We start from the raw sequence: 26,167 nt of genomic DNA, 5'->3' as shown, positions 1-26,167 counted from the left end.
TTAGCATGAGTAGTTTTACAGGCAAAGCCGAAACGGATGATAACCACCTACTGAAGTAGGTGGTTTAGGGCTGAAAATAAAAAAGCGAGCACGAGGCTCGCTTTTAACTTTCTATTTTCGTTATATATTACAATAGTTCAACCGATTGTTTAGCTATCACAAATTCCTCGTTAGTAGGAATAACAAGAGCTTTGGAACCTAACAACTCAGATGTTGCAATAACACCTGCGTTACCAAATCTTGCATCTTCGTTACCTTTCTCATCTTCAACAAAACCTAGAAGTTTTAGGTTTTTCAAGATTTCACGACGAATTGGTAGTGAGTTTTCACCAATACCACCAGTGAAGATGATGCCGTCTAATGAATCCAGAGCAGCTAGGTAAGAAGTAATGTATTTCGCAACACGGTAAGTGAAGATTTCAAATGCCAACTTCGCACGTGAATTCCCCGCTTCCATTGCTTCTAGTACGCCACGAGCATCACTTGTCACACCAGATACACCTAAGAAACCTGACTTCTTGTTCATCATCTCGAACACTTCGTCTTTTTCCCAGCCTTTACGGAAAAGGAACTCGATAACACTTGGATCAAGGTCACCACAGCGAGTGCCCATCATTAGGCCAGCTAACGGCGTCAAACCCATACTTGTATCAACACATTCGCCATTTTTAACCGCACTCACTGATGCACCGTTACCTAAGTGCACAGTGATAAAGCTGCTTTCTTCAACCGGCTTATCTAGCATTTTCGCTGCTTCACGGCTTACGTAGTAGTGGCTTGTACCGTGAGCACCGTAACGACGCACTTTATGCTCTTCGTAAAGCTCGTAAGGAAGTGCGTACATAAAGGCTTTGGCTGGCATTGTTTGGTGGAAAGCAGTGTCAAATACAGCAAATTGAGGCAGTGAAGGGAACGCCGCCATTGCCGCTCTCATGCCTTCAGCGTTCGCTTTGTTATGAAGTGGTGCAAGTTCAGCAAGGCGCTCTACTTCTTGAATAACTGTTTCATCAACTTTCACAGTTCCTTTAAAGGTTTCACCGCCTGCGACAATGCGATGGCCTACAGCGACAAATTTTGAGCTCAAACCTAGAGTATCGAGTAGTTTTACCACTCGCTCAACGGCGTACTGATGATGGTTGCCGCCAGCTGGAATTGCTTCAACGGTTTTTTCTCCCTGATATTTCCAACTGATTTCAGCTTCAGGTAGGCCAAAACACTCACCAATACCTGATACCAAAGCTTCACCGGTTTCAGAATCAATAACAGCAAATTTTAATGAAGAGCTACCAGAGTTGATCACCAGTACAAACGAATTAGACATGAAATAGTTATCCTGTTGTAGAGCAGAGGTTGTAATAGCGCTTGTGCGCTGCGTACTTCTTGTTTGCCCCTCTATTATTCAATAATTTTTTAATCTTTCAACAATCTTTTAGTAAAACCGATTTGATTGAACAAATTTTGTTGATCTGTAGCAAGTTTTGATTTTATTTGAAGACTAAAAAATATCACTTGTTAAACATAGTTTATGAACAGGTCAATTTGTACAAAGTCAGGCATATAAAACACGTTGTTTATTGGGTTAACAAAAATAACAAACCAATCAATAAATCGGGGTAATAATGTGCTCACTATTGCGTTTCTACTAGTGATCTTAGGTTTGATTTTGCTCTGCTGGGGATGGCAGATGACAAAAAACATCTGCTCAAAAACTGACGTAACCGGGTGGACTTACCTATTATTGTTAATCAGCTGTTTCATTTTTGCTTATGCCGTTTTTTTGCACGCCATCATGCAAAAACCTATTGCTTCTCTCTTAGAAACGGGCGTTTCTCTTATAATTTTTGGCGGCATACCTTTGTCGTGCTGGTGATTAAGTGGAGCAACGATTCGATGTTAGATCTTCTGACCGTTGCTGAAAGAGAGAAGCGCAATGCCGTCCATGACGCTCTTACAGGGCTCCCTAATCGTAAATACTGCTTTGAGTCTATCGAAGACATGACACAACCTGAAGGCCAATGACTGATTCAAATTATGAGATAACCTCAAAAACGTCGAAAGATTGATAATACGTTTCAAGGTAAGCTGGTTAATTTCTTTTCACAGCAAGCCGCACAGAAGGCTCCCGCTCTATCGTTGAGAACACGATTGCGCTAGCACATGGATTAGGGTATTCGGTCGTAGCAGAAGGCGTTCAAGACATGGACACACTGCATTTTTTGAGAAGTCGAGGCTGTGACATCATTCAGGGTTACTTGTTCTGTCCTGCCCTGCCCTTAGACGAAGTAATAAGTTGGGTAAACAAACACGATGAAAAGCAAAACCGTATTAGACGCGCATAAAAAAGCCGAGCGCTTTGCTCGGCTTTCAATTCTTTTTGTAGCAACTTAAACCGTCGCTTTAATCACTCGTGATTATGCGTCTGTACGACGGCCACGACCGTGACCACGTTCACCACGATGTGCACCACGGTGATCACCACCACGGTTGCGATCGAAACGACGTTCGCCACCTTCGCGATTGCCATCGCGGTTGCCGTCACGGTTACCACGGAAGCCACCTTCGCGACGGCCGCCTTCACGACGATCACCACCACGGTTGCCGCCTTCGCGGTTGCCACGGTAACCACCGCCATCACGACGACCACCGTCACGGCGACCACCACGAGACTCGCGGAAATCATCGAAGTCACATACTACAGCACCAACATCTTGTTGACGGATACGTAGTTTGCTTAGCTTGTTCGCCGCGTCTGAAGTCATTGCTTTAGGTAGCTGTACGAATGTGTGACCTTGAGCTAGCTTGATCGCACCGATAGAACCTTTACCTAGACCTAGTTCGTTTGCTAGAGCGCCAACGATGTCTTTAACTTGAACGCCTTGCTCACGACCAACTTGAAGCTGGTAAGTATCCCAGTCTTGGTTGTTGAAGTTACGACCGCCGTCGCGACCACCTTCACGGCGCTCTTTACGACGTTGCTTGTCACGCTCAATTGCTTCAACCATTGGGTCTTCGCCAATGTAGAACAGAGGACGTTTGCCTTGCTGACGCTTAAGAAGCATAGCAGCAAGTGTTGCTGGGTCGATGTCTAGAGAAGTTTGTAGTTTCTCTACCAACTCAGCAAATTTGTCTAGTGCTTTGTGCTCTTTCTCTGCTTCAAGCTCAGCGCCTAGCTTAGCTAGACGAGCTTCAGCAACTTGGTCACGTAGAGGAAGTTGGATTTCTTCCATAGATGACTTAGTTACACGCTCGATAGTGCGAAGCATACGAATTTGGTTAGTGCGAACTAGAAGGATCGCTTTACCCTTACGTCCAGCACGGCCAGTACGACCGATACGGTGGATGTATGACTCAACATCAAATGGGATGTCGTAGTTGAATACGTGCGTAATACGTGGAACGTCAAGACCACGAGCTACAACATCAGTTGCAACTAGAATGTCAATAACACCTTGTTTGATGTGATCAACAGTACGCTCACGTAGAGACTGAGGAATGTCACCGTGCAGTGCAGCTGCTTTAAAGCCACGTGCAGATAGCCAGTCAGCCAGACGCTCAGTATCTTGACGAGTACGTACGAATACGATTGACGCGTCAGTTTCTTCAGTTTCAAGAAGACGAGACATCGCTTCATCTTTCTCTACACCTTTCACTACCCAGAACTGTTGTTGAACTTTGTCTACAGTGTGGTTTTTACCAGCAACGTCAACCGTTACAGGGTCACGAAGGAAACGTTCAACGATCTTCTTCAGCATTGGAGGCATAGTTGCAGAAAACAGAACGCGTTGTGCTGACTCTGGAGCGTGCTCCATGATCGCAGTTACATCATCTACGAAACCCATGTTTAGCATTTCGTCTGCTTCATCAAGAACGAAAGTACTAACTTCGTCTAGGTGTAGACGTTCGCGATTGATAAGATCTTGAACACGGCCTGGAGTACCAACAACTACATGAGCGCCACTTTTAAGAGCACGCATTTGGTCGACAATAGATGCGCCACCGTAAATCTCTAGAACTTTCAAACCTTTGATGTTTTTACCAAGGTTTTTCATTTCCGCTGCAACCTGAATTGCCAGCTCACGAGTCGGAGCAAGTACAATCGCTTGCGGTTTGCGTTGGTTTAGATCGAGTTTGTTGAGAAGAGGCAGAGAGAACGCTGCTGTTTTACCTGTACCTGTTTGAGCTTTACCCAGCGCGTCAGCACCTTCCAATAGGTGTGGGATTGCCGCAGCCTGAATTGGAGTTGGTGACACGAAACCCATTCCGTCTAGAGCAGAAAGGATAGAATCATTCAGAGATAAATCACTGAATTGAATAACAGAATCTTGCATTGGGATCCTACTTAATTAAACAAAAAAACAGTCCCATATGCTCTTCCAATTCGATACTGATCCATCCAGATACTGATTCCATTCAGACGGGAACACAGCACAGTACACAACCGCGATAAGCCATTAGGGACGACTAAGGGAGGCGGATTATTCCTTAAAAGCATAAAAAAATCCAGAAAAAATTGAATTACATCACAATTTATTCTCAACAATGGTATTTTTAGCATATTTTTCCACCAACCCTACCATTCCCCGTAGATTCGCGTAACTCACAGATGAGAATTTCATCAATATTTAAGCCAATTTCTCGTGGTTAAATTGGCAAAATTCACGGCGAAATTACGCTCCACAGGTAGTAATAATAGCTCGCAATGATTATAGTGTGCCCAACTCCATAGGTAATTTAAGAAAAGATGTTTCAAGATAACCCACTACTCGCTCAGCTTAAGCAGCAAATCCAAGAAAACCTGCCTAAAAAAGAAGGCTCAATAAAAGCCACAGATAAAGGCTTTGGCTTTTTGGAAGTGGACAGTAAGACGAGCTTCTTCATCCCGCCTGCGTACATGAAAAAGTGCATGCACGGTGACAAAGTCATCGCCATTATCCGCACCGAAAATGAACGCGAAGTTGCAGAGCCACAAGAGCTGCTGGAACAAGCCGTGACTCGCTTTATTGGTCGAGTAAAAATGTTCAAAGGCAAGCTCAACGTAGCACCTGATCACCCACAGCTTAAAAAGCTATCTCTTAAAGCGAAACTAAAGAAAGGTCTAAAACCTGACGAGTTCGCCGAAGGTGATTGGGTTGTCGCACATCTTATTCGCCACCCTCTAAAAGGCGATAATTCTTTCTTCGTAGAAATTTCTGAAAAAATCACTGACGCGAATGATAAAATTGCGCCTTGGTGGGTAACGCTTGCTCAAAACGATCTACCAAACTCTGAGCCAGCAGGCATCGATAACTGGGAACTGAAAGACGACGCGGAGCTAGAACGCGTAGACATGACTCATGTTCCATTCGTCACTATCGACGGTGAATCGACTAAAGATATGGACGATGCGCTGTACGCGAAGAAAACCGTATCTGGCGATTTCGAACTCACCATCGCTATTGCGGACCCAACCGCCTACATCACACCTGAAGATGAAATGGATAAAGTAGCGCGTGAGCGTGGCTATACTATTTATCTTCCAGGCCGCAACATCCCGATGTTACCTCGTGATTTAGCGGACAACCTATGTTCTCTGATTGAAGGTGAAACCCGCCCTGCTATTTGCTGTACCGTAACGGTAAGTAAAGATGGTGTGATTGGCGACGATATTAAATTCTTCGCGGCAAACATCAAATCACATGCACGCCTAGCATACGATCACGTGTCTGATTGGTTAGAAAACGGCAGCTCTGAAGCATGGCAGCCATCTGAAGAGATCGCGACCATCGTTCGTGATCTTTATGAGTTCTCTCTTGCTCGCGCTGAATGGCGTGAGAAAAACGCAGTGGTCTTCCCTGATCGTCCTGACTACCGTTTTGAGCTCAGTGAAGATAACGATGTAATCGCTATCCACGCTGACATGCGCCGCAGTGCAAACCGCCTTGTTGAAGAATCCATGATTACCGCAAACATCTGTGCAGGTCGTACATTACGCGATAAATTTGAAACAGGTGTTTTCAATACGCATGCTGGTATCAAGAACGAGAAGATTGAAGAAGTGGTTCAACTTGTCAATCCAGAAGGCCAGTTGGAGTTCACAGCGGAGTCTATTGCTACACTAGAAGGCTTTGCTGCATTGCGCCGCTGGTTGGCTGCTCAAGAAACGTCTTACCTAGATAACCGTATTCGTAAGTTCCAAGCATACAGTGAAGTGGGTAATCAGCCTCTGCCTCATTACGCAATGGGTTTAGACATCTATGCAACTTGGACATCACCAATTCGTAAATACGGTGATATGATCAACCACCGTATGTTGAAGGCCGTCATCCTTGGTAAAGAACCCGTACAAAAACCAGATGACCAAGTAGGCGAAGAGCTAGCTCTACATCGTAAACATCATAAAATCGCTGAGCGAAATGTCTCAGATTGGCTATATGCACGCACGCTTGCTGATGAGCCGAGCAAGAAAACTTGTTTCACAGGTGAGATTTTCGATATTAATCGTGCAGGCGCACGTGTCCGACTTCTCGAAAATGGCGCAGCAGCCTTTATTCCTGGTGCACTAATTCTTGATAATAAAGAAAGAATTGAGTGCAATGGCGACAACGGTACCATCTCTATCGATAAAGAGGTCGTATACAAACTTGGGGATACATTGGAAATTGTCCTTACGGACGTAAACCAAGAAAACCGCAGTTTAGTTGCAAAGCCAACCCAGGTATTCGCTGAACAACCAGCAGCACAAACAGAACAGACTGTAAGTGAATAATACCGAATGAAGTTAAAAGGCGCTCTATTGAGCGCCTTTTTTATTTGTTATGTAAAACGATAAGAACGAGTATGCCGAACATTGAGATCATTCGCTTTAATCACTTCACTGCGCGCAAAAGTGAGCGTTACACTGCAACACATAATGGGTTATATATTGTTGAAGAAGGTGCCCTATTAGTTCATCAACCTAATGGTGAGCAATTTGAACTTAAAGCCGGAGATTTCACACTCTATAACTCCGCAGATCTGAGCAGTGCAGAAGCCGTCTCTAGTGACGGAGGCTTTAAAGCATTGGCTTTAGTCTTCAACCCAAATATATTCTGTGACTTTAAGAAAGCGCACCCGATGCTACGTTCCAAAACGGAAGAAAGGCGCTTCTATCCTTTTTCAACGCAATCCAGTAGCGAAGTAGCACAATTGAAGGACATGTTGGTTAAGTTAGCGAGTCGCAACGCTCCAGACTACACACAAAGCCATATCGCAATGGCATTGCTGTCGTTGATGGTTGAGGTAGAGCCAAACATCCTATCTATCATAGATGATGCAAGTAGCCTGAGCGACTCTCAAAAAGCCATTAAGTACATTGAGGGTAATATTGAAAAAGACATCACGCTAGAAGGCTTAGCGGCTCATATGAGCATGTCCATCGCGACCTTAAAACGTCGCCTCGCCGCAGATGATCTTTCGTTTTCTCAGATATTAAAGGTGAAACGGATAAACTTCGCAGCAACCCAACTGCGCAAGTCAGAAAAATCAATAACAGAAATAGCGTTTGAGTCTGGTTTTAAAAGTGCAGCGCATTTCAGTACAGCATTTAAATCCGTTTACAACATGACCCCCAAAGACTTTAGAAACCAAGTCGTTAAGCCTAAAGTATAAATCATGTCGGCATTCGCATCCGTTGGGCTCACCCTATTCCCAAAAACACGCTTGAGGATCACGCTCCAATTCGTTGAGTAAGTCCTCAAGCATTCGGCTAAATGGAAGTGGCTTATAAGACACCCACCTTAACAGCTCGTTGTGATATGTGGGAACATAGAAATACCAAAGTTGGTTGTCCTCATCAAACATGATCTTCGCGACGGGAGAAGTATACTCGCTATGCTGGGAGTCGAGGAGAAAATGCGCCCGATGAAGCTCAACGCCATTTTCTACTAGCTCATAGAGGCACTTGCCCTGTTCGACAGGCAAGTTAGCATTACGCGCAGAGCAGAGCGATTGAACTGATTTGTATAAACGACTTGTCGCCATTTGGGACACTGACATCAACGTTCTCCCGATGGATGATAGTTAGAGCTGTCGATCCTAGTATATAACCTTTACATCATCACCGATGGTAGTTATCTACCTAACTCAAGTATAAGATAGCTATATTATCATTTGCCCAGATTATCATCTCAATCCACTTGGAAACGCTAGCTCCATCACCTCTTGACTAGAAACAATTCCCCTGTTTAGCGCTAACAGTTCACAAAAGTGTAACCTGAACGCAATATCATAAACTCTGCTTTATCCCGTATATGGAGTTTAATATGTTACGTTTTACTGTGGCGACGTTATTGGCCATAGCAGTCTCCCTCCCTACCATTGCAAAAGAAATCAACATCTCAGGTTCAACGTCGGTTGCTCGTGTGATGGATGTACTTGCTGAGGAATACAACAAAACACACCCAGACGATTACGTTGCTGTTCAGGGCATTGGTTCGAGTGCTGGTATCACCATGGTCAATAAAGGAGTAGCCGAAATAGGCATGAGCTCTCGCTATCTGACTGAAAGCGAAAAAGGTGAAGATCTCAATGTATACCCTATCGCTTATGATGGCCTCGCTGTTGTTGTAAACCGTACCAACTCTGTAGAAAACCTTTCTCAGCAACAACTATTTGATATTTACAAAGGTAAAATTAAGAATTGGAAAGAGGTCGGGGGCGCAGATCAGCCTATCGCGGTGGTTACTAGAGAAGCGTCTTCAGGTTCACGTTACAGCTTCGAAAGCTTGCTGGGACTGACCAAAATCGTTAATGATCGCCTTGTCTCGGATATCAGCCCAAACAACTTGGTTGTAAACAGCAACAGCATGGTAAAAACCATTGTTAACCATAACACTCGCGCCATTGGTTTTATCTCTGTAGGGTCAGTAGATCGCTCGATCAAGGCGATTCAGTTAGATGGTATTGACCCAACCTCGACAAACATTAGCAATCATAAGTACAAGTTGGCGCGACCATTCCTAGTGCTATACAAAGTAGATAAGATTAGCGATGCAGGTAAAGGTTTTATCGCTTTCCTTCGTTCAGAGCAGGGACAAAAAGCGATTGCAGGTTACGGTTATACGCCAGTAAAAAACTTTAATCAGTAAAAATGAAAAAGAGAGCACCTTGATGCTCTCTTTTACTATGTCGTGTTCTATCCGGTTTCGGAATTAGAAATGCAGTTGAATTACAGAGACCACAACCGCACCAGGTCGACGAATACCTTCAATTTCCACTTTAATTTCGCGCTCAATCTCCAAACCTTTTTTGATTGGCGTTACTTTTGTTAACGTGCTGACTGCACGAACATTATTGCCTGCTTTGACAGGGTAAGGGAAACGGACTTGGTTTAAACCCAAGTTAACTACCATCTTAGCTGTTGGGAACATTGGCTTGTCTGGATCGACTGAATCCGTCAGTTTAGGCAGCAATGCTAATGTTAAAAAGCCATGAGCGATAGTTGTCTTAAATGGAGATTCAGTTGAAGCACGCTCTGGATCAGTATGAATCCATTGCATGTCTTCCGTTACCGCACCAAATTGGTTAATACGTTCTTGAGACACATGAACCCAATCACCAGTGTGAATAACTTCGCCAATTTTTTCACTTAACTCGTCATAAAGCTTTTGAGCCTCAGGTGCCATTACGATCGGTGCAGGTTGAGGTGCAACTTCTTCGTTGACGGCTGGCTGCTGGTGATCACGAACTTTTGAGAAAAGAAAGCTATTTTGAGCTTTCCCCAAAAAGTCACTCCAATAATCGCGTAACGTTGGAGACATCCAATTCATAAACTCGGATTGATGAGCAGAAATCGCATCAACTTTGTCTTTAAATAGATTTGTGACCTTCATAAACACCCTTAAGAATTCTAAGCACAACTGGCTATACCAGTTAATTTTGAATTAGTTCACAAAGTCTTGCAAATACTTTCGGGCGAACACATGTACCCTAAAAGCATGTTATGTCTTATATATCAGCAAGATAAAAATAAAACACCATTTTATTGACGCGCGCCAATATAAAGTAAAAACTCTATAAATTGGTACTTTTTGTCCCTTTTTCACTCCGTTTTCAAACTGTCCAACATCACATCAGTGATCATAAAACAAGCAAACAGTACTTCTATTATAATTCAGCACTTTACAAGTCGGACTATGCTCCTTATTATACCGCCCACAACGGAGAGATGGCTGAGTGGTTGAAAGCACCGGTCTTGAAAACCGGCATACGTTAATAGCGTATCTAGGGTTCAAATCCCTATCTCTCCGCCACTTATTTAGAGAGCTCGCATTTATTGCGAGCTCTCGTCGTTTTAGCTCTTACAAAAACGAGATTTAGAAATCCTCGCTCGTAAGCGAATCCAGCACTTCACTATATTCCAGTTAAAAGCCCGCTAATGTTTAGCGGGCTTTTAACTTCGATTTTCTAAAGTTTAAGCAAACTTCTTAATCATTTCAGACAGGTCATTGGTGCAATTTTGCACTTTGGTGTTCATATGATTCGTTTCAGTCATCAGTTCATACGATTCACTGTACTTTAAATTAAGCGACTGGATGTTTTCATTTATTTCATCCGTTACATAAACCTGCTCTTCTATCGCGACCGCAATTTGTTGGTTTCGTTCGACGACGTCCTGAACAAGGGACTCCAGTTGTTGAATGCTATCCAAAGCAGTACCTAGCAATGTTACCGTTCCGGTCGACATTTCATTACCTTTCTCTAACGCAGAAACCGCTGATTTGCTCCCATTTTGAATCCCTTCAATGGCCGATTTAATCTCTGTTGTCGATTCCTGAGTTCTTTTAGCTAAGGTTCTCACTTCATCTGCTACAACGGCAAACCCTCTGCCTTGTTCGCCTGCCCTCGCGGCTTCAATTGCAGCGTTCAACGCTAATAAATTAGTTTGTTCGGCAATACCATTGATGACTTCAACAACGGTTCCAATTTGCTCGGTTTGTTGGTTCAAACGTATGACCACTTTAGATATTTCGCCGAGCTCACCCACCAGCTCTAGTACCGATTGGTTAACATTATCGATAACGCTACGGCTGTCTATCATCGTATTTTGCGCTTCTAACGTAGCCTCGGCGGTCGCTTGAGCATTATTTGATATCTCAGATGAAGAGGCTTGCATCTCGTTGACCGCTGTTGCGACCGAGTCAATCTCCACTTTCTGTGCGCTTAAGTTCTCCGTCACTTGCTGGCTATTTGTCGCAGCACTGTTAGCACTTGCGCGCGTTTTTTCGCAAGAGTCTTTTACAGACACGCCAACGCGCCCCAATAGCGCATTGGCAAATTGCTTACGCATCTTCATACCCAGCTCAATCTCAGCCAGATCGTTGATTCTTCCGCAATAAATATATTCCATGAGTGGATTATTGAAGTCTTGCCTAGCCTGTTTAGCGAGCTTCTCAACTGGTCTGGTTAATACATAAATAGAGAAAACGGAAAGTAACGCAACAACGCCAAACGCTATCACTGGTGATTGATTCATTTGTAGAATGAGTAAGCCAAGAAGGTTTGAAATTAAAAGGAAGAAGGCCGATCTCATCCACAAACGTGTACGAGGAAGATACATTTTCCACGGCTTACGATTATTTCGAAGCTTCGAATACGCTTTTTCCGCTCGCTGGATGTGTATACGCTCAGGTTTAAATCTCACTGATTGGTATTCCACAACTTCACCATTAGATTTTATAGGAGAAGCAAACGCGTCAACCCAATAATAGCCGCCGTTTTTACGTCGATTTTTGACCATTCCCATCCAGTGTTTGCCAGTTTTCAGGTGAGTCCATAAATCTTTAAAAGCCTGTTTTGGCATATCAGGATGACGCACAACATTGTGGGGTTTACCAATAAGCTCCCCTTCATCAAACCCCGCTACTTCATTAAAGTTTTCACTGGCATATTTGATGTAACTGGAGGTATCGGTAATGGAAACTAGGCTGTAACTCGAGGGGTAATCGTATTCCGTTTCACTCATAAACATGTGTCCTTACATTGAATTAATTAACAAACGGCAAATATGAACTTATCGGCATAACATTCACATGCATAATGATAGATTGATTCAAAAATAAAACAAAATTATTGACAAGCTTACTTGTTACTTAATTACTCTAGTCGCATTTTTATCCTCTAATACAAGGCTTCGTTAATATGTACAAGACTGAGCACTGTTCAAAATTAATACACAAAAGCGCTTCCGTACTGAGTTCGTAAATTGTTATAAGTAATCCACTAAAGCGAAAACAAGGAAGACAAACACAATGACTATTCACTTTCGTCAGCTTGCAGCTAAGAGAAACACGACACACTTGTTTATTGACGATTGGAAAATTAACACTCAGCAGTCTTGGGGGATATTCAGCGCGGATGGAGATATTGGCTCTCTGCTTGGAGACCTTATTTGTGATGAAATATCACCAAATAGTGGGGAAATTGAGCTAAATGGGCTGTCCGTTGCGCAAGTGTCGTTATCAGAGCAACAGCGATTACTGGAAAGAGAATTAGAAAAAGATGATACGGATTTTCTTGATCGTATCGACCAAGGAAGCACTGTTTATTCATTAATCCTAGAACAGAGCCAAGACACTAACTTAACTGAACAGCTAGTTAATGATCTCGACCTAAGTCATCTTAGAGATAGTGGCTTCCGTGTTCTCTCTACCGGAGAAACCAGAAGAGTAATGCTCGCCCGAGCTTTAGCCACACAACCTGACTTAGTATTACTCGATAATCCATTTACTGGCTTAGATATTGCGCACCGAGCTGCTCTCGCTCGCTATTTACACTCGCTTTCTCAAAATGTGCAACTACTCATAACCTTCTCTCGCGAATCTGACATGCCTGAGTGGATCAATAGCATCGCGCTTTTCAGTGCAGGAAAGCTTGATAGTACAATGGATAAGTCCAGTTGGGATAATCATCCAATCATTGGACAAATAAAATCTCAGTCAGAGCAACAGAGTGAAGAAATGATAAGCTTGATACGTCAGCATCAGCACTCGACGCCATTCAACAACCCAATATTTGAACTAAAGAATGGGGCTGTCGAATACACCGATAAGAAGATTTTTACTGACTTGAACTGGCGCATAGACAAGGGCCAACATTGGCAGGTCAAAGGCCCAAATGGTTGTGGAAAGAGTACCTTACTTGGATTGATCTTTGGCGATCATCCGCAATGCTACAGCAATGACATTGATATTTTTGGTAAAAAGCGTGGTACTGGCGAGACAATCTGGGAAATTAAGCAGCATATCGGCATGGTGTCTTCAGCGCTACACCTCCAATATCGAGTCAATTGCAGCGCATTAGAAGTCATTTTGTCAGGATTTTACGATTCGATTGGGTTGTATAACCAGCCAACTCGCAAAGAGATGAATATTGCAAACGAGTGGCTCGATATCTTACATATGAGCCAGTACAAAAAAACCTCATTCAAGCAATTAGAGTACGGTCAGCAGCGACTATTACTGATTGCAAGAGCCATCGTGAAACAACCCACATTATTGATTTTGGACGAGCCGTATCAAGGGTTAGATTTTTTGGGTAGACGGTTAGTTAAGAACACACTTGAACTCATCGCTAGAGAGAATTTAAGCCAACTATTGTATGTGTCTCACTACCAAGAAGACCGCTTAGATAGCATCAAAAATGAGTTAGAGTTTGTGTTTGATGAAAATGCTCAGTGTTATAGAGCTAACGTCTACCAATCATAATGACTTCGCTGCGCAAGCTGCTCATAAGGTAATGGTTTGGAGTACAGGTATCCCTGATGATATCTCACTCCCATCTGCTTTAAGTGTTCAGCTTGCGCTATAGTTTCCACTCCTTCAGCGATCAATTGTACTTGTAATTCTTCCGCGAAGTGAACCATCGCTTTTAAGACAGAAGCACTAAGGCTAGGAATACCAATGGTTTCGACAAAGCACTTATCGATTTTTAAGTAATCTATGCGCATGTGCTGTAGAAATGCTAACGAGGTTTGGCCAGTTCCAAAATCATCGATCAGCACATCAATACCATGCACTCGCAGCGCTGCAATGCATTTTCTCGCCTCTGAATCAATGAGCTGACGCTCTGTTATCTCAACCCCTAATGAGACTTTGTTTCGGCTCAACTGTCTGTCGAGCAATTGAATTTTTCTGATCGCGTTTGGTCCGACTAAATAACCAGGCGGCACGTTAATACCAAGGTGGACAGGCTGATCAAAGCCTAATTTACTGAAGTCCTCTGCCGCTTTATCCAGAACGAAATCAGTAAGTAAAAAAACCAATCCACTTTGCTCTGCCGCAGGGACAAACTCATCCGGAGAAATGAACCCCTTACTTTGATGCTCCCATCGCACTAGCGCTTCAAACCCGAATAACTGGCCGGTATCAACGTTAACTTGCGGTTGGTAATACAGGGTCAACTCTCCTCTTTTTATCGCTCTTTTAAGATCCAGTATCAAATTGCGATGAGGATCAATAAACTTATTCAACGCATACAAGCAAAGGTAGATCACGAAAATAATTGGAATTGAGTACAAAAAATAGGAAAGTGTTCTCTGTTTGACGAAAAGATCGCTGGCTTCGCTCAAAGCTTCATACTCAAACATTTGCGACGATTTGATACCGATAGGATTACTTCCCGCTCTTAATGCTCCTTCAGGTGAAACTTGCTCATGGATAAACAGCGCAGAACGTTTTAGGCGTAAATCGTTGTTAAACCCTATTGTCGCATTAAAGTAGTCATGATCGATAATCGTTACGGCTTGATAACCCCGCTCTCCCTCCGTTACCACAAGCAAGAACTGATCGTACAAGCTATCAACACTACCAAACGCTAACGTTTGTCCCTTAGGAAAGGTGATGTGCTCAGCTAACGGTTTAGAGATACTTCCTAATTTCGAAGAACAAGTAATGACTCCCTCTTTCACAATGAGCATTTCTTCAATATCTCGTTCAAACATTAAGCTTTGCTGGAGCTCTTCACATCGTTCAGGGTGTAGCAACGCCGTGCGGTTTTCTGTCTCTATTTGGAATAAAATTTCATCTGCAATTTGCACATTTTTTTCTAATAAATGATTGAGATTGTTTTGCACGCTTTCACGAGCTAAATACAAAACCTCTCCAATAACCAAGGGAATAGGCAGAAGAAAAATGATGGCTTTTTTAAAAATCGCCTTATTCAGCATATAAAAGTAACCTTTTATAAAACCGATTTACTGAGATGGTACCTCGATTCCGATACCCGCTAGCAACTCACGTTTTTTAACATTATTTGTTTGGATTAACTCAGTATGCGAAACGCTGAGTAATACCGCAAACTAAACAATGTCTTATTCACTCCTGTTCCAATTTAGTATCAAGCGCCTCAAACCTGAGACTTTAATTCGACACCATGTTATGTCTATCGGTACTTGCGAAAGTCTTTACCTGTCTGTTTCTCATCATGTAAGAATTACCCATTAAAATTATTTTTCTTTTCTCAGTGATTAAGAATTATATTTGTCGTAACTCCTACAACACGTTACAACACTCTCATGACGACAAACAAAGCTAATGCTAACCAGGTAAACGAAAAATCACTGCAGTTGTTAATGCAAGTTGCAGTTAGTCCGTTCCCAGTTTCTGCGAAAACGCTAAGCGAGCAATTGAACGTTCCTTTAAGCAGCCTTTACCGACACTTAAAACTGCTTAAAGAGTGGAACTTGATCGAAGAAAGCGTTCACGACAAGACATTTGTCGTTGGTCCGGCGGCATTATTACTCATGCACAGCTATGAGACCGCGCAACATGGGCTCGACATGGTCGAAACCATACTGGCTAGGTTGGTACAACAAACCGGGGAAATGGCCGCTTATATGGTACCAGCGGGTTATCGTGCGCTTTGTGTCAGACAGAAAGAAAGTATGCAGGCGCTGCGTTGCAGCTTCGTCCAGGGTCAAAGTCAACCTCTGCTGCGCGGTGCCTCATCTAAAGTGATGCTCGCTTTTATGCCTCAAAGTCGATGCGAGAAAATCTTGAGATACTTTAATCAAGATCACCGACGCGACGAGTGGGAAAAAGAGCTCACAACCATCCGTAAACACGGATATGCCGTCAGTACTTCTGAGATTGACCCTGGTGTTTCAGGTATTAGCGCACCGGTAATGAAAGGAAGCAAACTGATTGGCGCAGTCTCGGTGATGGCTCCGGCCCACCGAGTCGAAAAGGATAAGCAGCGCATTATTTTACATGTACTGCAAGCGGCAAGGGCACTACCACCAGAAAGGTAATTCATCATGTTAAGCTTTTTCAAACGCTATAAACTCCATCACACAGTGAAACAGCCGCAACATTACCCTTTTTCTTTTATGACAGTGTGTGAGTATTTGCCACCCATGTCTAAGGGCGCGTTTGAATTAGCTGATCAAAGTTTGGAAAATGCTAGTGATTGGCTTTACCAACAACATGATCATGAAACCGCTGAAAACTTTGGTCACTTCAACCACGACAAACTGGAGAATGGCGAGTTTCAGGAAGCGTTAAGCCTTTCGCTTTCTCGCCACTCAATTCCTGTTTTAGTAACTAACTGTACCGAGGCAATCTTGTCCATGTTACCTGTGGTCGTATCCTATCGAGACGAAGTGGGTGTCGTAAATATCGGGCATAACATGAACTTGAAGCCGACACTTGAGCCACGCTTAGGCTCTGCATTCCATTTTGCTCTTTCTCGCTATCAAAACGTACGATTGTTTTTTGCTGGCGTCAGTGAGCAAGAGACGAAGCAAGAAACGTGGGAATACGCGGAAGATCAAGGTTGTGATTGGGTGACCGAGAAAGAGTTTTCTTTTCGTCATCGCAATAACGTCAAGCAACAGATCGGCAATTACCTAGACCACTGCGACCAAATAATCATTAGTATCGACCTTGGATCTCTAAAAACCAAAAACAGCCTTGATGGCGCGTCAGAAATTGATATCCAAATGGTTCTACGCACGATTAGGCAATGTTTGGTTGCAGGTAAAGTGAGAGCAATTCAGCTCGTTGGCGATCGAGATTGCCTGGTCTATTCGAGACAAACGAAAGCCATACTAGAAGAGTTATATCAGATGGCTCCACTCATCGTTCACGCTGCCTAGCGTTATAAACATTCAGAATCAGGATCGCGTCCTTCCTGATTCTGAACCAACATGCTTACTTATTATCCTTAACTAACAAATAGTTACACATATAAATCGACACACATCACACTTGCCTCTTGAACTAACCTGACACTTACGTTGTAATAAGGCCGCTAAACTTTGGTATGACATACGAAATAAAAAACAACCAAAGTTCAATAACTAAGCGGCTTCAAAACAAAAAGTACCGCAGCTATTCCAATTTCAGTGAGCATTTGCTCACGCTCGCTTGATGCCATCTTGTTCCACTCATTAGGACATTTGATGATGCGTCTTTGCAGTATTTTCACTGCGGTTCTTTTTTTACCGCTAACCTCACACGCCACCACTTATGACGTAAAAGATCTATCTGAGTTAGGTCAACTTTGCTCACACAAGAGTTTTAGTATCGAAAGCGATGGCACGACTTATCGCTGTACAGGGAAACTAGTCCTACCCGCTGGTGATAAAATTGTCTCCTCATTACCGGACAAAGAGATAACGTTAAAAGCAGATTATGGAATTGTGTTAGAGGGGAACAATACGATTGGTGAACCCAATAAGCGTATCTCTCTCCACGCACTCGCTACCGGATTAACAGTTAACAATGAGAAAGCATCAAGCATTGACGATTACCAAAACAAGCACACTGTTATCTATGGTGATCTTCTATCGGCTTATCCAACAAAGCTGCATAACGTTCTCATCGATGGGGATATAGAGCTAACAGGTGAGGCCCTTCATATTAATGGTGAGTACAACACCATTATTGGTGACATTTTGACTCACAGCACGACCAATATATTTAATACAAACATCTGTGGTAAGGTCGAATCACAAGGCGAAACACTACACCTAAAAACAAACCATCCTTTACAAGACCATTTTGTCGTCGGTGATGTTTCTGCGCACAAATCTCTGATTATAAAAGATATGTCGATCTATGGTACGGCTGAATCTGTAGGATCGTCAGCTACATTAAGTGGCTCATTCTATAGTTCCACCGCAGCAATTAAATACTTCCAAACATTGAACTTCAACAACGCTCCAAATCAGCCTAGTCAAGTTTGTGGTGAAATCCAACAAACGCCAGGAAGTGCACAAACGAAAGCACAAGACAACAAATACACGCAATACTGTGGATTGGGCGAGGCTGATTGTCACTACTCTTCCCAAGTCTGTCCAATCACCCCTCAAGATGTTCCGAATTGCAGCATGCAGCCTCCATCGGAGAACGACTTAAACCTCAGCGTCACACCATCGGACGACATGGCACTGATGTGCGGCGACGATCTTCCGCAATTTACAGTAACAACAACCAATAATCGAGTAGTTGTAAGCGCAAAAGTCAGTGCCGTCCTATCACACCCTGACTTATTCACTTTAGAGGTGATCAAAGGTCAGCAGACATTAAAAGCAAACCAATTTATGTCTGACGACAATGGTGAGCTCGTTGTTCGAGTGGTCCCGAACGATATTGATACCATCGCGTTAGGTACTAACTACACGCTGACTTTCACTATGGCAGAAGACACCAGCAAGCATCAAACGGTTAGCTTTATGTTTACGCCATTTATGTTTGAGGCCTACTCAAAGACGAAAAGCGCCACTTTAAATGAAATACGCGTTATTGCAGGTAAACCAGAAAACGTGCATACGCGATTGCTGGCTTGTGCCTCCACAGGCGAACCTGTAGTAGCAAGCAACTACAATGGTACGCCTAAAGTTTTTCATCCATTGGTTCAACCATTAGGAGGAAGTGAAGGAAACTTTAGCTATTCAGCAGAGTTTGAAGATGGCTTGTCTGAACATGGCCTTATCACGAACGAATCCGGCATATTTGAAGTGACACTGTCCGATCATTTTGAATGTGAGGGATTTGAAGAGTGCCCAGAAAAAGGCAAAGTGGAAGTGAGAGGAACATTTAATGTGCACTCGCGACCATGGACACTCGCTATTTGTGACAACCAACGTGCTTTGCCTTCTGGCACCTCTGAACAAGGAGAAGGGTTTCTTGCTGCCGGAGAGCTTTTCTCTCTAACGGTGAAACCAATCATTTGGCAACCTGACGGCTCTGTAAGTGGGTCTGTTGAATCAGCACGCTATTGTGATGCTTCTATCACCCGTAATTTTACGCTTGATGACGCTCCAGCAGCATCGGTTGTCTTGTCGAGTGAGCAACATACGCCATCAGAGACAGCGAACCAAACCTCAAAATTGCTAAAAAGTAGTGACTCACTGGCTCAGGCGCATAATTCAGCCAAGAATGATCAATTCTTCTTTAATGGATTATATTGGGAAGAAGTCGGGAGCTTGAGAGTAAAAGCAAACCTAGAAAGTAAATATCTAGGTATGACTGTGAACGAAGGCTATCGTTACGTTGGTCGTTTTTACCCAAAATATTTTCAAGTGCAAGACCAAGAATGGCACTACCCACATGGCCAAACTTTTGCTTACATGAATCAACCTTTTGAGAAAGTCACTTACGATGTTGTCGCACTCAATGCGAATAAGGAAAACGTGAAGAATTACGTCCACTTTTCGTCTAACCTTCAACAACATTTCGATTTAGGCGAGCTAAGCTCATACTCCGATCGGTTTTTGCCGCCTAAGCCTAAGAAGGTAGACTGGAAACTACTGGGTAGCGCGAGTGTTGGAACGTTTGTTATAGAGAAGCCCTCGACCAATGCGACTTGTAACAATAGCCCATGCTGGAAAAAGAACACGACAGATAAGCAATATCCTGATGGTCCATTCAATACCGAGACTAATAGTGACAGCAGCCAAATAGGTTTAGTCTCAGTAAAAGCCGTTGATGAGGTAAACTTCTTCGACGATAGCGAAGTGCTCACAAAACAACCAGACATTCGATTCGGTCGTTTGAACTTTCAAGATGTAGGTGGCAACCAAGGCATGGTGATCAAAGTGCCACTTGATGTGGAAATTTGGCAAAACGGTCGATTTACGACTAACTTCGATGACAGCTCAACAACGGCGAATGGTGAATATTACTTCAGCACGCCAATTTGGTCGCATGCGCCTGCAAACAACGCCCTGCTTTCTGGCCTTGGAACGATGAGTATCGGCAGGATAACCGATATCGTTGCAAGCCAAATTGACTCAGCGCGCGAGCAAATACAATTCCACCTAGATTTAGACAGCTCAGGCAATCGCATCCCTTGGCTGAAATACGATTGGGATAGCTCTACAAGTGAAGAGGAAAACCCACCCGTCATTGTTACGTTTGGTATTCACCGAGGAAACGATCGCATTATTTATCGTGGTGAACCGAATATGCTTGGCCTAAATTAACGCGAAACGACAAAACAAAAAGAGCCCCTCAATTGAGGGGCTCTTTTCACACAGACTGTGTAATTTACTTTGCGCCACGACGCGCTTTCAGGCGCTTCACCATAGCAAGACGACGCTCTGCCGACCCTTGGTCTGTTGCCGACTGGTTCGGGTTATTACGACGACCTTGACGATTCTTAAACGCTGGTTTTGAGTGCAGCTTTTCAATGTAAGATTCACGCTGTTTTGGTTCATAGCCTGCAAGCTCAATACGGCGAATTCGCTGCTGGATTAGATTTTCAACCTGAACAACCGTGAGCTCTTCATCTCGGTTTACAAATGAAACGGCATGACCTTGTTTACCTGCACGGCCTGTACGACCAATTCGGTGAACGTAATCTTCCGCTAGAAAAGGCATGTCATAGTTCACAACGTGAGGTAAATCTTCAATATCTAGACCTCGAGCAGCGACATCGGTAGCCACCATGACACGTGCTTTACCGGACTTGAACTCTTCTAACGCACGACGACGAGCACTTTGAGCACGGTCACCATGACAAACCACCGCTTTGATACCATCAAGTTTCAGCTCTTTTACCACTTCGTTTGCGGTCTCTTTGTAGTTCACAAATACCAACACTTGTTTCCAGTTCTTACGACCAATCAGCTCCGAAAGCAGTTCCGTTTTTCGCTCTTGATCAACTGGATATAACACGTGAGCAACTGTCTGTGCTGTCGTATTCGCTCGCTCAACTTCAATACGCTTAGGCTTACGCAGGATATCTTTTGCTAACAGATTTAGTTGGCTCGAAGTCGTTGCGGAAAACATCATAATTTGCGGATCAGTATCCACATCTAGCATGATCTTACGTACTGCGTGAATAAAGCCCATGTCCAAGATACGGTCTGCTTCATCAAACACTAAAAACTCTAAGTGTGCGACCGAGACATTACCTTGTTCAATGTGCTCTTCCAATCGACCTGGTGTAGCCACTAGGATATCTACACCGTTTTCTAATGCCGTTACTTGAGAAGACATTTTACGGCCACCGAAAATCGCAGCCACCGACAGGTTCGTGTACTTCGTGTAAGCTTTGATGTTGTCAGCAATTTGTTCAGCAAGCTCACGAGTTGGAGCCAAGATAAGTGCGCGAGCAGTCTTACGAGAAGCGCTACGGTTACTGTCTAGCAGCTGCTGAATCATAGGCAGAGAAAACGCAGCCGTTTTACCAGTACCTGTTTGTGCTGTAGCGAAAATATCATGGCCTTTGCGAGCCATTGGAATCGCCTTCTGTTGAATTGGCGTTAACTTTTCATAACCGCATTCTGCCAGTGCTTTAACCACTTCTGGCGCAAAACCTTGAGATGAAAATGACATTGAGCGTATTCCTTAAACAAACCACTAAAAATAGCTTTAAAAATTTAGCCGTGCACTATACCCGAATTTGAGTGATTTATCTCACTTTTCTCATTGAAATCCTACAAAAGAAAAAACGGTGAGCACAGATATATTAGTGGTTCACCGTTTTCGTTTAACCTTTGCGCAATTTAATGTTTGATGCCAGATAACTGAAGGAGAATTCGCTCAAGCTCATCCCATGGCAACAGCTGAGAATCTATCACTTCTAATCGTGATTCAAACCCTTCTAAGCTGATTTCATTCACCGACACGACTCGGTTGGCAACATTAAACGCGTAACAACCTTGATCCGTATTGACCACTGCTTTAACACGCTCTGCGGTCAAGTCCGAAAGCATAGAGAAAAGCTTTTCAAAATCAAACTTATACTCTGCCCCAAACAACCACCCACAACTAAAATAACCCTGCCCTTTGTTCTCTTTGCGCACAAAGGCTTCACCAGGCGCCAACTGGAATTGAGGCTCTTGATGAGCGTGGTCATGATGATGTGACTCGATATGGGAAGAAGCGCTGCCGTAAACCCGCTCGATATCCAAGACTTCTATCGGTAACTCACCGTCATGAATAAGCTTACTGAATACTTTTGAAGGGGATTTGTCCGTCACCCAGTCATTAAACACATCAAGATCGTGGCTGGAACATAGGTCAACCTTACTACCAATAACCACATCTGCACTGTCTAACTGGTCCACGAAGTTTTGGTTAGAAAGATACTTTTCATCACTTAAGTTACGCGGATCAACCAAGGCAATCGTCGCTTTAAGATCAACGTAAGGTTCATACTGCTGTGAGGTAAGCGTCGCGATAACCTGTTTTGGATGACCAAGGCCTGTTGGCTCAATCAATAAACGGTCCGGTTTTTGACGCAATAATGCGGTGATACCTACCGACATCGGCACACCCGCAGTGCAGCACATACAACCACCTGGCACTTCTTTAATCAGCGCGCCTTGGTCGGTCATCAATGCACCGTCGATGCCAATCTCACCAAATTCATTGACCAAAACCGCCCAGTTTTCTTTTTCCGGTTTGTTCTTCAGTAGATTTAAAATCGTGGTCGTTTTACCGACACCCAAAAATCCGGTCAGTATGTTGGTTGGTACTCGATTTGACATGCTTATCTCCGACACGTTAGTGCATTAATGCTCCAGCAAAGTATACGGAGAATGTGACTCGCTTCAACGCTTTTTATCGCACTCATCAAGCTCATTGCGTGATGCGTTGGCACACATTTTTCGAGCTTGTTTGGGTTGACTTATCAACTCTGAACGCTTCATATCGGACAAGTACCTACCGGTATAAATAACGCAGGTAAAAAACGCGATAATAGCGACTACGATGGGAAGAACTCCGAGCGTGTTTTCGAATTTAAGCGCAGCAATAGCCAACGCGAAAACAACGACAGAGATAAGTGCGATTGACTTACTTTTGTTGCTTTTCATAATAACTCGCCTTTCGTAAAGTTAGCCCCCTAACACCTCCTGTACTAGAGGAATGTCAGTTTGAACAACATCCAACCTGACTATTCAATGCTACTCCTTTCGCTACTTGTGAAATTTGACAAAGCTAACATTTACTACAACATCAAACGACGAGCTTATTATTATCTTTCATATACTTACTGGATTTTAAAACACTTACTAGCAAATCGACCCGCCGCTGACCAATATGTCGTTTTCATTGGCAATACAAACTTGCGCCACCAGCCTTAGCCCTTCGACTATCATCTCCAGAGACATAGAAGGCTGACTGCCATCTGCTGCTTGTTCTGGCAATAATGGAATATGAACAAACCCGTGACGAATCGGATTGTCTTTCAAGTAATGTTGGATGCCATAAAAAAGGTGGTTACATACAAATGTTCCAGCACTGTTGGAAATCTGGCTAGGTATACCCTGCGTTTGCAATGTTTGCACAACACGCTTTATCGGTAGTGTCGAGAAGTAAGCATCAGGACCATCAGCCACCACGGGTTCATCAATCGGTTGATGACCAGCGTTATCTGGAATACGAAAATCATCGACATTGATTGCGACACGCTCTGGGGTTATCGCGCTACGCCCGGCCGCTTGCCCTACAGTAATCACACAGTCTGGCTGGTGCGCTTCTATTGCTTCAATAACGACTTTCACCGAGTCATATCGAACTACGGGGACTGGGCAAGTAACTATCACACCTCCTTTTATGGCCGCGGCCTCTAATTGCTTGACCGCTTCTAAGGCGGGGTTAATGGCGTCACCACCAAAAGGTTCAAAACCGGTAATCAGGACTTTCTTCATAACAGCCTTTAGGAAAAGAGTTTCACAAATTATTGCACTCCCCTTCACCCCATCCAATAGCAAAAGTATTGATGAGATAAACCAGACAACATTATGTGACTCATGTCTAACCAGAGAGTGTTTTCTGCCTCATTGAATCTAGGCAAGTTCCGGACTATCGAGACTAACTTATTGATGATTAGTGGCAGGGCAAGGTTCTCTCATTACATGACGCACGTAGAAGCTTGGTTTCCACGCTTAACTTAGGTAGAGTACGCGACCGCAATGCAATTCGAAGAGATTGAATACAATGAATATTGATAACCATGTAATCGAAACGATTGAAGAGTTAGAGGCATTTCTGCATTTAGTAGAAAGCGGCGCTCTTGGCCTTGAAGGTGTCACTGGCGTTGCGCTAGCCACCTCTAATACCGATGGTCGTCCATTTGTTGCCGTATTAGGAGAAAAGCACCAATTGCTCCTTGGCCGCTGGGTTTCGCAGCACGTATATGACAATGGTAAAGACATCGTTCGTAACGGCCCAACCAGAAAACACTAAGCGCTCGACGCCACCTATAACATCACGCCGTCTTATACACCAAGCGTATGCTTTGAAAGCAATGCGCTTGGTGTACTCAAAAAATAAAAAAGAAAAGGCTAGCCTTTATTAATTTTGTCGGTATACTGCACATCAGCTCTTACGGAAAGAGCTATTAATGTAATTAAAGATCAAAGTTTCTCTCAGTTCCACATCGAATTCCTCGTTTACGTTCCTGCGACAAAATAGTTATCTCTAAAATCATATAGTAGCACTTGATATTAGCTAAAAATTCAATATTTAAAACAATCAAATATAGAGGTATCTATGTCTAATAAATTAACTGGTTCAGTAAAATGGTTCAACGAAACTAAAGGTTTTGGTTTTATTTCTCAAGACAATGGCGGTGATGACGTATTCGTTCACTTCCGTTCTATTGTTTCTGAAGGCTTCAAAACTCTTACTGAAGGCCAAAAAGTATCGTTCGTTGTTGAACAAGGTAACAAAGGTTTACAAGCAGCTGAAGTAACTGCACTGTAATTCTTTGTGTGGCATCAATGTTGTTGGTGCCACAATCCCCTTCCACTTGTTACTGCCCTTACTATTCTCTATCTAAGTTTATATAGCCAAATCACTTACCTCTCCCACACCATCATTAATCACTTTCAATAAAGTCACTTTGGTATACATCTTTAGGTAATCACACAACCTACCTTGCAATTCCAGTTTGGAATTAAATTAATCTCATTCATATCTGAATCACTTCGCCTCATGCTTTGCTCATAAAAATAAAGTTTATAAAATAAAAGCGATTGGCGAATATAAGAGAAAAAATGAAATTAAATATATCTGCTCAATCAATAAATTCTAATAACTACGAGCACATAATCCCTAGCTGAGAGGTTGAGTCAGCACTGAAATGTCATTACATGAAGCCATTTATCGGACAACACTTCATAGGGACAGCGTGTGGAGTCACACACTTCGGGGTATTTGTTGAGTTAGAGGAACCGAACCGAAGGTCTCATTCCTTTATCAAGTTTCCAAAATGGTGAGTTCGAATTTGATGCAGTCAAACAAAAAATTTCCAGCCAGAGCGCCACGTTTACTTTAGGGACCAAAGTGCACGTGTTGGTTAAAGACGCCGATTAGAGACAAAGAAAGATCATGTCCAACTTAAAAGACGCGGAACACGCGGTAGGTTAGCCTGTTTTAGGTTACTTTCTAATCCATTAATCAAAAATAAAAAATAAGCTTTTAATACCGCAATTAACTTGTGACATTTCGCTGACATCGACTCATTCTAAAACCCTAATATCTGACAAAGGAAACGAATCTAATTTTTGTTTCCAGACACCATCGCAGAGTGTATTTCCAGCACTCTGTTTGCCTCGAGAGGTTCTTATGACAGCCTAGGATCTCTCGAGGCTTTTTTGCACCTATTCAAACCACCTGATTCTACATCACAACTATTATCCCCTACACAAGCTGTACTTTTTAACTAGTGCACTAGATCGCGAACTCTGATT

Annotated in this window: 20 protein-coding genes, 1 tRNA gene and 2 pseudogenes; 13 read left to right on the top strand and 10 right to left on the bottom strand. The window is 43.2% G+C overall.

Annotated features, from left to right (window positions below):
- Nucleotides 1-127: 127 nt before the first annotated feature.
- Nucleotides 128-1,321, bottom strand: a complete 1,194-nt coding sequence (locus R8O70_RS02635; protein WP_258624876.1) for an acetate/propionate family kinase — start codon at nt 1,319-1,321, stop codon at nt 128-130.
- 569 nt (nt 1,322-1,890) lie between these two features.
- On the opposite strand from R8O70_RS02635, the gene R8O70_RS26470 reads away from it, so the two are divergent.
- Complete coding sequence (locus R8O70_RS26470; protein ID WP_005375695.1) at nt 1,891-2,019, top strand: hypothetical protein; 129 nt, start codon at nt 1,891-1,893, stop codon at nt 2,017-2,019.
- A 71-nt stretch (nt 2,020-2,090) separates the two neighbouring features.
- A pseudogene (locus R8O70_RS26465) lies at nt 2,091-2,339 on the top strand (EAL domain-containing protein); the annotation flags it as partial.
- 72 nt (nt 2,340-2,411) lie between these two features.
- Here R8O70_RS26465 and R8O70_RS02625 read toward each other — a convergent pair.
- Entirely contained in the window at nt 2,412-4,328 is a 1,917-nt protein-coding gene (locus R8O70_RS02625; protein ID WP_258624874.1) for a DEAD/DEAH box helicase, read from the bottom strand.
- A gap of 413 nt (nt 4,329-4,741) precedes the next feature.
- Between R8O70_RS02625 and rnb the strand changes: the two genes are divergently transcribed.
- Both rnb and R8O70_RS02615 read left to right on the top strand, forming a co-directional pair.
- Nucleotides 4,742-6,745 carry an exoribonuclease II gene (gene rnb, locus R8O70_RS02620; protein WP_053350659.1) on the top strand — a complete coding sequence of 668 codons (2,004 nt, stop codon included), beginning with the start codon at nt 4,742-4,744 and terminating at the stop codon, nt 6,743-6,745.
- Between the two features lie 71 nt (nt 6,746-6,816).
- Nucleotides 6,817-7,626 carry a helix-turn-helix transcriptional regulator gene (locus tag R8O70_RS02615; RefSeq protein WP_053307810.1) on the top strand — a complete coding sequence of 270 codons (810 nt, stop codon included), beginning with the start codon at nt 6,817-6,819 and terminating at the stop codon, nt 7,624-7,626.
- Nucleotides 7,627-7,659: 33 nt separating this feature from the next.
- Here R8O70_RS02615 and R8O70_RS02610 read toward each other — a convergent pair whose 3' ends face one another.
- Nucleotides 7,660-8,013, bottom strand: coding sequence for a DUF3024 domain-containing protein (locus tag R8O70_RS02610; RefSeq protein WP_258624870.1), 354 nt, complete (start codon nt 8,011-8,013; stop codon nt 7,660-7,662).
- 266 nt (nt 8,014-8,279) lie between these two features.
- Between R8O70_RS02610 and R8O70_RS02605 the strand changes: the two genes are divergently transcribed.
- A complete protein-coding gene (locus tag R8O70_RS02605) occupies nt 8,280-9,104 on the top strand; it encodes a phosphate ABC transporter substrate-binding protein (RefSeq protein ID WP_064354614.1) in 825 nt (274 codons plus the stop codon).
- A gap of 63 nt (nt 9,105-9,167) precedes the next feature.
- Here the strand turns inward: R8O70_RS02605 and R8O70_RS02600 are convergent, their stop codons facing one another.
- Nucleotides 9,168-9,848, bottom strand: a complete 681-nt coding sequence (locus R8O70_RS02600) for a MaoC family dehydratase (RefSeq protein ID WP_005375670.1) — start codon at nt 9,846-9,848, stop codon at nt 9,168-9,170.
- Nucleotides 9,849-10,177: 329 nt separating this feature from the next.
- Here R8O70_RS02600 and R8O70_RS02595 point away from each other — a divergent pair.
- Nucleotides 10,178-10,268, top strand: a tRNA-Ser gene (locus tag R8O70_RS02595).
- Between the two features lie 161 nt (nt 10,269-10,429).
- Here R8O70_RS02595 and R8O70_RS02590 read toward each other — a convergent pair.
- A complete protein-coding gene (locus tag R8O70_RS02590) occupies nt 10,430-11,980 on the bottom strand; it encodes a PAS domain-containing methyl-accepting chemotaxis protein (RefSeq protein ID WP_025768974.1) in 1,551 nt (516 codons plus the stop codon).
- 286 nt (nt 11,981-12,266) lie between these two features.
- Here R8O70_RS02590 and modF point away from each other — a divergent pair, with 286 nt between their 5' ends.
- Nucleotides 12,267-13,721, top strand: a complete 1,455-nt coding sequence (modF, locus tag R8O70_RS02585) for a molybdate ABC transporter ATP-binding protein ModF (protein WP_047101539.1) — start codon at nt 12,267-12,269, stop codon at nt 13,719-13,721.
- Here modF and R8O70_RS02580 read toward each other — a convergent pair.
- On the bottom strand, nt 13,709-15,181 hold the full coding sequence (locus tag R8O70_RS02580; protein WP_213899598.1) for an EAL domain-containing protein: 1,473 nt from the start codon (nt 15,179-15,181) through the stop codon (nt 13,709-13,711). The genes modF and R8O70_RS02580 overlap by 13 nt on opposite strands.
- Nucleotides 15,182-15,529: 348 nt before the next feature.
- Between R8O70_RS02580 and R8O70_RS02575 the strand changes: the two genes are divergently transcribed.
- The 3 genes from R8O70_RS02575 (at nt 15,530) to R8O70_RS02565 (ending at nt 20,443) form a co-directional block, all read left to right on the top strand.
- On the top strand, nt 15,530-16,264 hold the full coding sequence (locus R8O70_RS02575) for an IclR family transcriptional regulator (RefSeq protein WP_005386192.1): 735 nt from the start codon (nt 15,530-15,532) through the stop codon (nt 16,262-16,264).
- A 6-nt stretch (nt 16,265-16,270) separates the two neighbouring features.
- Nucleotides 16,271-17,110, top strand: a complete 840-nt coding sequence (locus tag R8O70_RS02570) for an arginase (RefSeq protein WP_033907142.1) — start codon at nt 16,271-16,273, stop codon at nt 17,108-17,110.
- A 306-nt stretch (nt 17,111-17,416) separates the two neighbouring features.
- The gene (locus R8O70_RS02565; RefSeq protein ID WP_258624863.1) at nt 17,417-20,443 is read left to right on the top strand and encodes a DUF6701 domain-containing protein; all 3,027 of its coding nucleotides are present in this window, start codon (nt 17,417-17,419) and stop codon (nt 20,441-20,443) included.
- Nucleotides 20,444-20,507: 64 nt separating this feature from the next.
- On the opposite strand, the gene R8O70_RS02560 is transcribed toward R8O70_RS02565, so the two are convergent.
- From R8O70_RS02560 to pcp, 4 genes are all read right to left on the bottom strand, one after another.
- Nucleotides 20,508-21,800: a DEAD/DEAH box helicase gene (locus tag R8O70_RS02560; RefSeq protein WP_005375652.1), complete on the bottom strand. Its 1,293-nt coding sequence runs from the start codon at nt 21,798-21,800 to the stop codon at nt 20,508-20,510.
- A 170-nt stretch (nt 21,801-21,970) separates the two neighbouring features.
- A complete protein-coding gene (locus tag R8O70_RS02555; RefSeq protein ID WP_258624861.1) occupies nt 21,971-22,957 on the bottom strand; it encodes a CobW family GTP-binding protein in 987 nt (328 codons plus the stop codon).
- A 63-nt stretch (nt 22,958-23,020) separates the two neighbouring features.
- A complete protein-coding gene (locus R8O70_RS02550; protein WP_053303741.1) occupies nt 23,021-23,284 on the bottom strand; it encodes a hypothetical protein in 264 nt (87 codons plus the stop codon).
- Nucleotides 23,285-23,482: 198 nt separating this feature from the next.
- A complete protein-coding gene (gene pcp / locus R8O70_RS02545; protein WP_017821091.1) occupies nt 23,483-24,121 on the bottom strand; it encodes a pyroglutamyl-peptidase I in 639 nt (212 codons plus the stop codon).
- Between the two features lie 289 nt (nt 24,122-24,410).
- Here pcp and R8O70_RS02540 point away from each other — a divergent pair, with 289 nt between their 5' ends.
- The 3 genes and pseudogenes from R8O70_RS02540 to R8O70_RS02530 form a co-directional block, all read left to right on the top strand.
- Nucleotides 24,411-24,659 (top strand): hypothetical protein, encoded by a 249-nt coding sequence (locus tag R8O70_RS02540; RefSeq protein WP_005375646.1) that lies wholly within the window; start codon nt 24,411-24,413, stop codon nt 24,657-24,659.
- 306 nt (nt 24,660-24,965) lie between these two features.
- Nucleotides 24,966-25,178: a cold-shock protein gene (locus R8O70_RS02535; protein ID WP_005375644.1), complete on the top strand. Its 213-nt coding sequence runs from the start codon at nt 24,966-24,968 to the stop codon at nt 25,176-25,178.
- 359 nt (nt 25,179-25,537) lie between these two features.
- Nucleotides 25,538-25,790, top strand: a pseudogene (locus R8O70_RS02530) (S1 RNA-binding domain-containing protein); the annotation flags it as partial.
- Nucleotides 25,791-26,167 lie beyond the last annotated feature (377 nt).

It is taken from the genome of Vibrio sp. 779(2023) (assembly GCF_033344285.1).
Lineage (GTDB): Bacteria > Pseudomonadota > Gammaproteobacteria > Enterobacterales > Vibrionaceae > Vibrio > Vibrio alginolyticus.
The sequence above is the reverse complement of the archived record's forward strand: the minus strand, read 5'-3'. Positions and strand labels throughout refer to the sequence as shown.

What these genes read in the sequence shown, in the direction of transcription:
- R8O70_RS02635 (WP_258624876.1), bottom strand. Translation starts at nt 1,321, where the DNA reads ATGTCTAATTCGTTTGTACTGGTGATCAACTCTGGTAGCTCTTCATTA.
- R8O70_RS26470 (WP_005375695.1), top strand. Translation starts at nt 1,891, where the DNA reads ATGTTAGATCTTCTGACCGTTGCTGAAAGAGAGAAGCGCAATGCCGTC.
- R8O70_RS02625 (WP_258624874.1), bottom strand. Translation starts at nt 4,328, where the DNA reads ATGCAAGATTCTGTTATTCAATTCAGTGATTTATCTCTGAATGATTCT.
- rnb (WP_053350659.1), top strand. Translation starts at nt 4,742, where the DNA reads ATGTTTCAAGATAACCCACTACTCGCTCAGCTTAAGCAGCAAATCCAA.
- R8O70_RS02615 (WP_053307810.1), top strand. Translation starts at nt 6,817, where the DNA reads ATGCCGAACATTGAGATCATTCGCTTTAATCACTTCACTGCGCGCAAA.
- R8O70_RS02610 (WP_258624870.1), bottom strand. Translation starts at nt 8,013, where the DNA reads ATGTCAGTGTCCCAAATGGCGACAAGTCGTTTATACAAATCAGTTCAA.
- R8O70_RS02605 (WP_064354614.1), top strand. Translation starts at nt 8,280, where the DNA reads ATGTTACGTTTTACTGTGGCGACGTTATTGGCCATAGCAGTCTCCCTC.
- R8O70_RS02600 (WP_005375670.1), bottom strand. Translation starts at nt 9,848, where the DNA reads ATGAAGGTCACAAATCTATTTAAAGACAAAGTTGATGCGATTTCTGCT.
- R8O70_RS02590 (WP_025768974.1), bottom strand. Translation starts at nt 11,980, where the DNA reads ATGAGTGAAACGGAATACGATTACCCCTCGAGTTACAGCCTAGTTTCC.
- modF (WP_047101539.1), top strand. Translation starts at nt 12,267, where the DNA reads ATGACTATTCACTTTCGTCAGCTTGCAGCTAAGAGAAACACGACACAC.
- R8O70_RS02580 (WP_213899598.1), bottom strand. Translation starts at nt 15,181, where the DNA reads ATGCTGAATAAGGCGATTTTTAAAAAAGCCATCATTTTTCTTCTGCCT.
- R8O70_RS02575 (WP_005386192.1), top strand. Translation starts at nt 15,530, where the DNA reads ATGACGACAAACAAAGCTAATGCTAACCAGGTAAACGAAAAATCACTG.
- R8O70_RS02570 (WP_033907142.1), top strand. Translation starts at nt 16,271, where the DNA reads ATGTTAAGCTTTTTCAAACGCTATAAACTCCATCACACAGTGAAACAG.
- R8O70_RS02565 (WP_258624863.1), top strand. Translation starts at nt 17,417, where the DNA reads ATGATGCGTCTTTGCAGTATTTTCACTGCGGTTCTTTTTTTACCGCTA.
- R8O70_RS02560 (WP_005375652.1), bottom strand. Translation starts at nt 21,800, where the DNA reads ATGTCATTTTCATCTCAAGGTTTTGCGCCAGAAGTGGTTAAAGCACTG.
- R8O70_RS02555 (WP_258624861.1), bottom strand. Translation starts at nt 22,957, where the DNA reads ATGTCAAATCGAGTACCAACCAACATACTGACCGGATTTTTGGGTGTC.
- R8O70_RS02550 (WP_053303741.1), bottom strand. Translation starts at nt 23,284, where the DNA reads ATGAAAAGCAACAAAAGTAAGTCAATCGCACTTATCTCTGTCGTTGTT.
- pcp (WP_017821091.1), bottom strand. Translation starts at nt 24,121, where the DNA reads ATGAAGAAAGTCCTGATTACCGGTTTTGAACCTTTTGGTGGTGACGCC.
- R8O70_RS02540 (WP_005375646.1), top strand. Translation starts at nt 24,411, where the DNA reads ATGAATATTGATAACCATGTAATCGAAACGATTGAAGAGTTAGAGGCA.
- R8O70_RS02535 (WP_005375644.1), top strand. Translation starts at nt 24,966, where the DNA reads ATGTCTAATAAATTAACTGGTTCAGTAAAATGGTTCAACGAAACTAAA.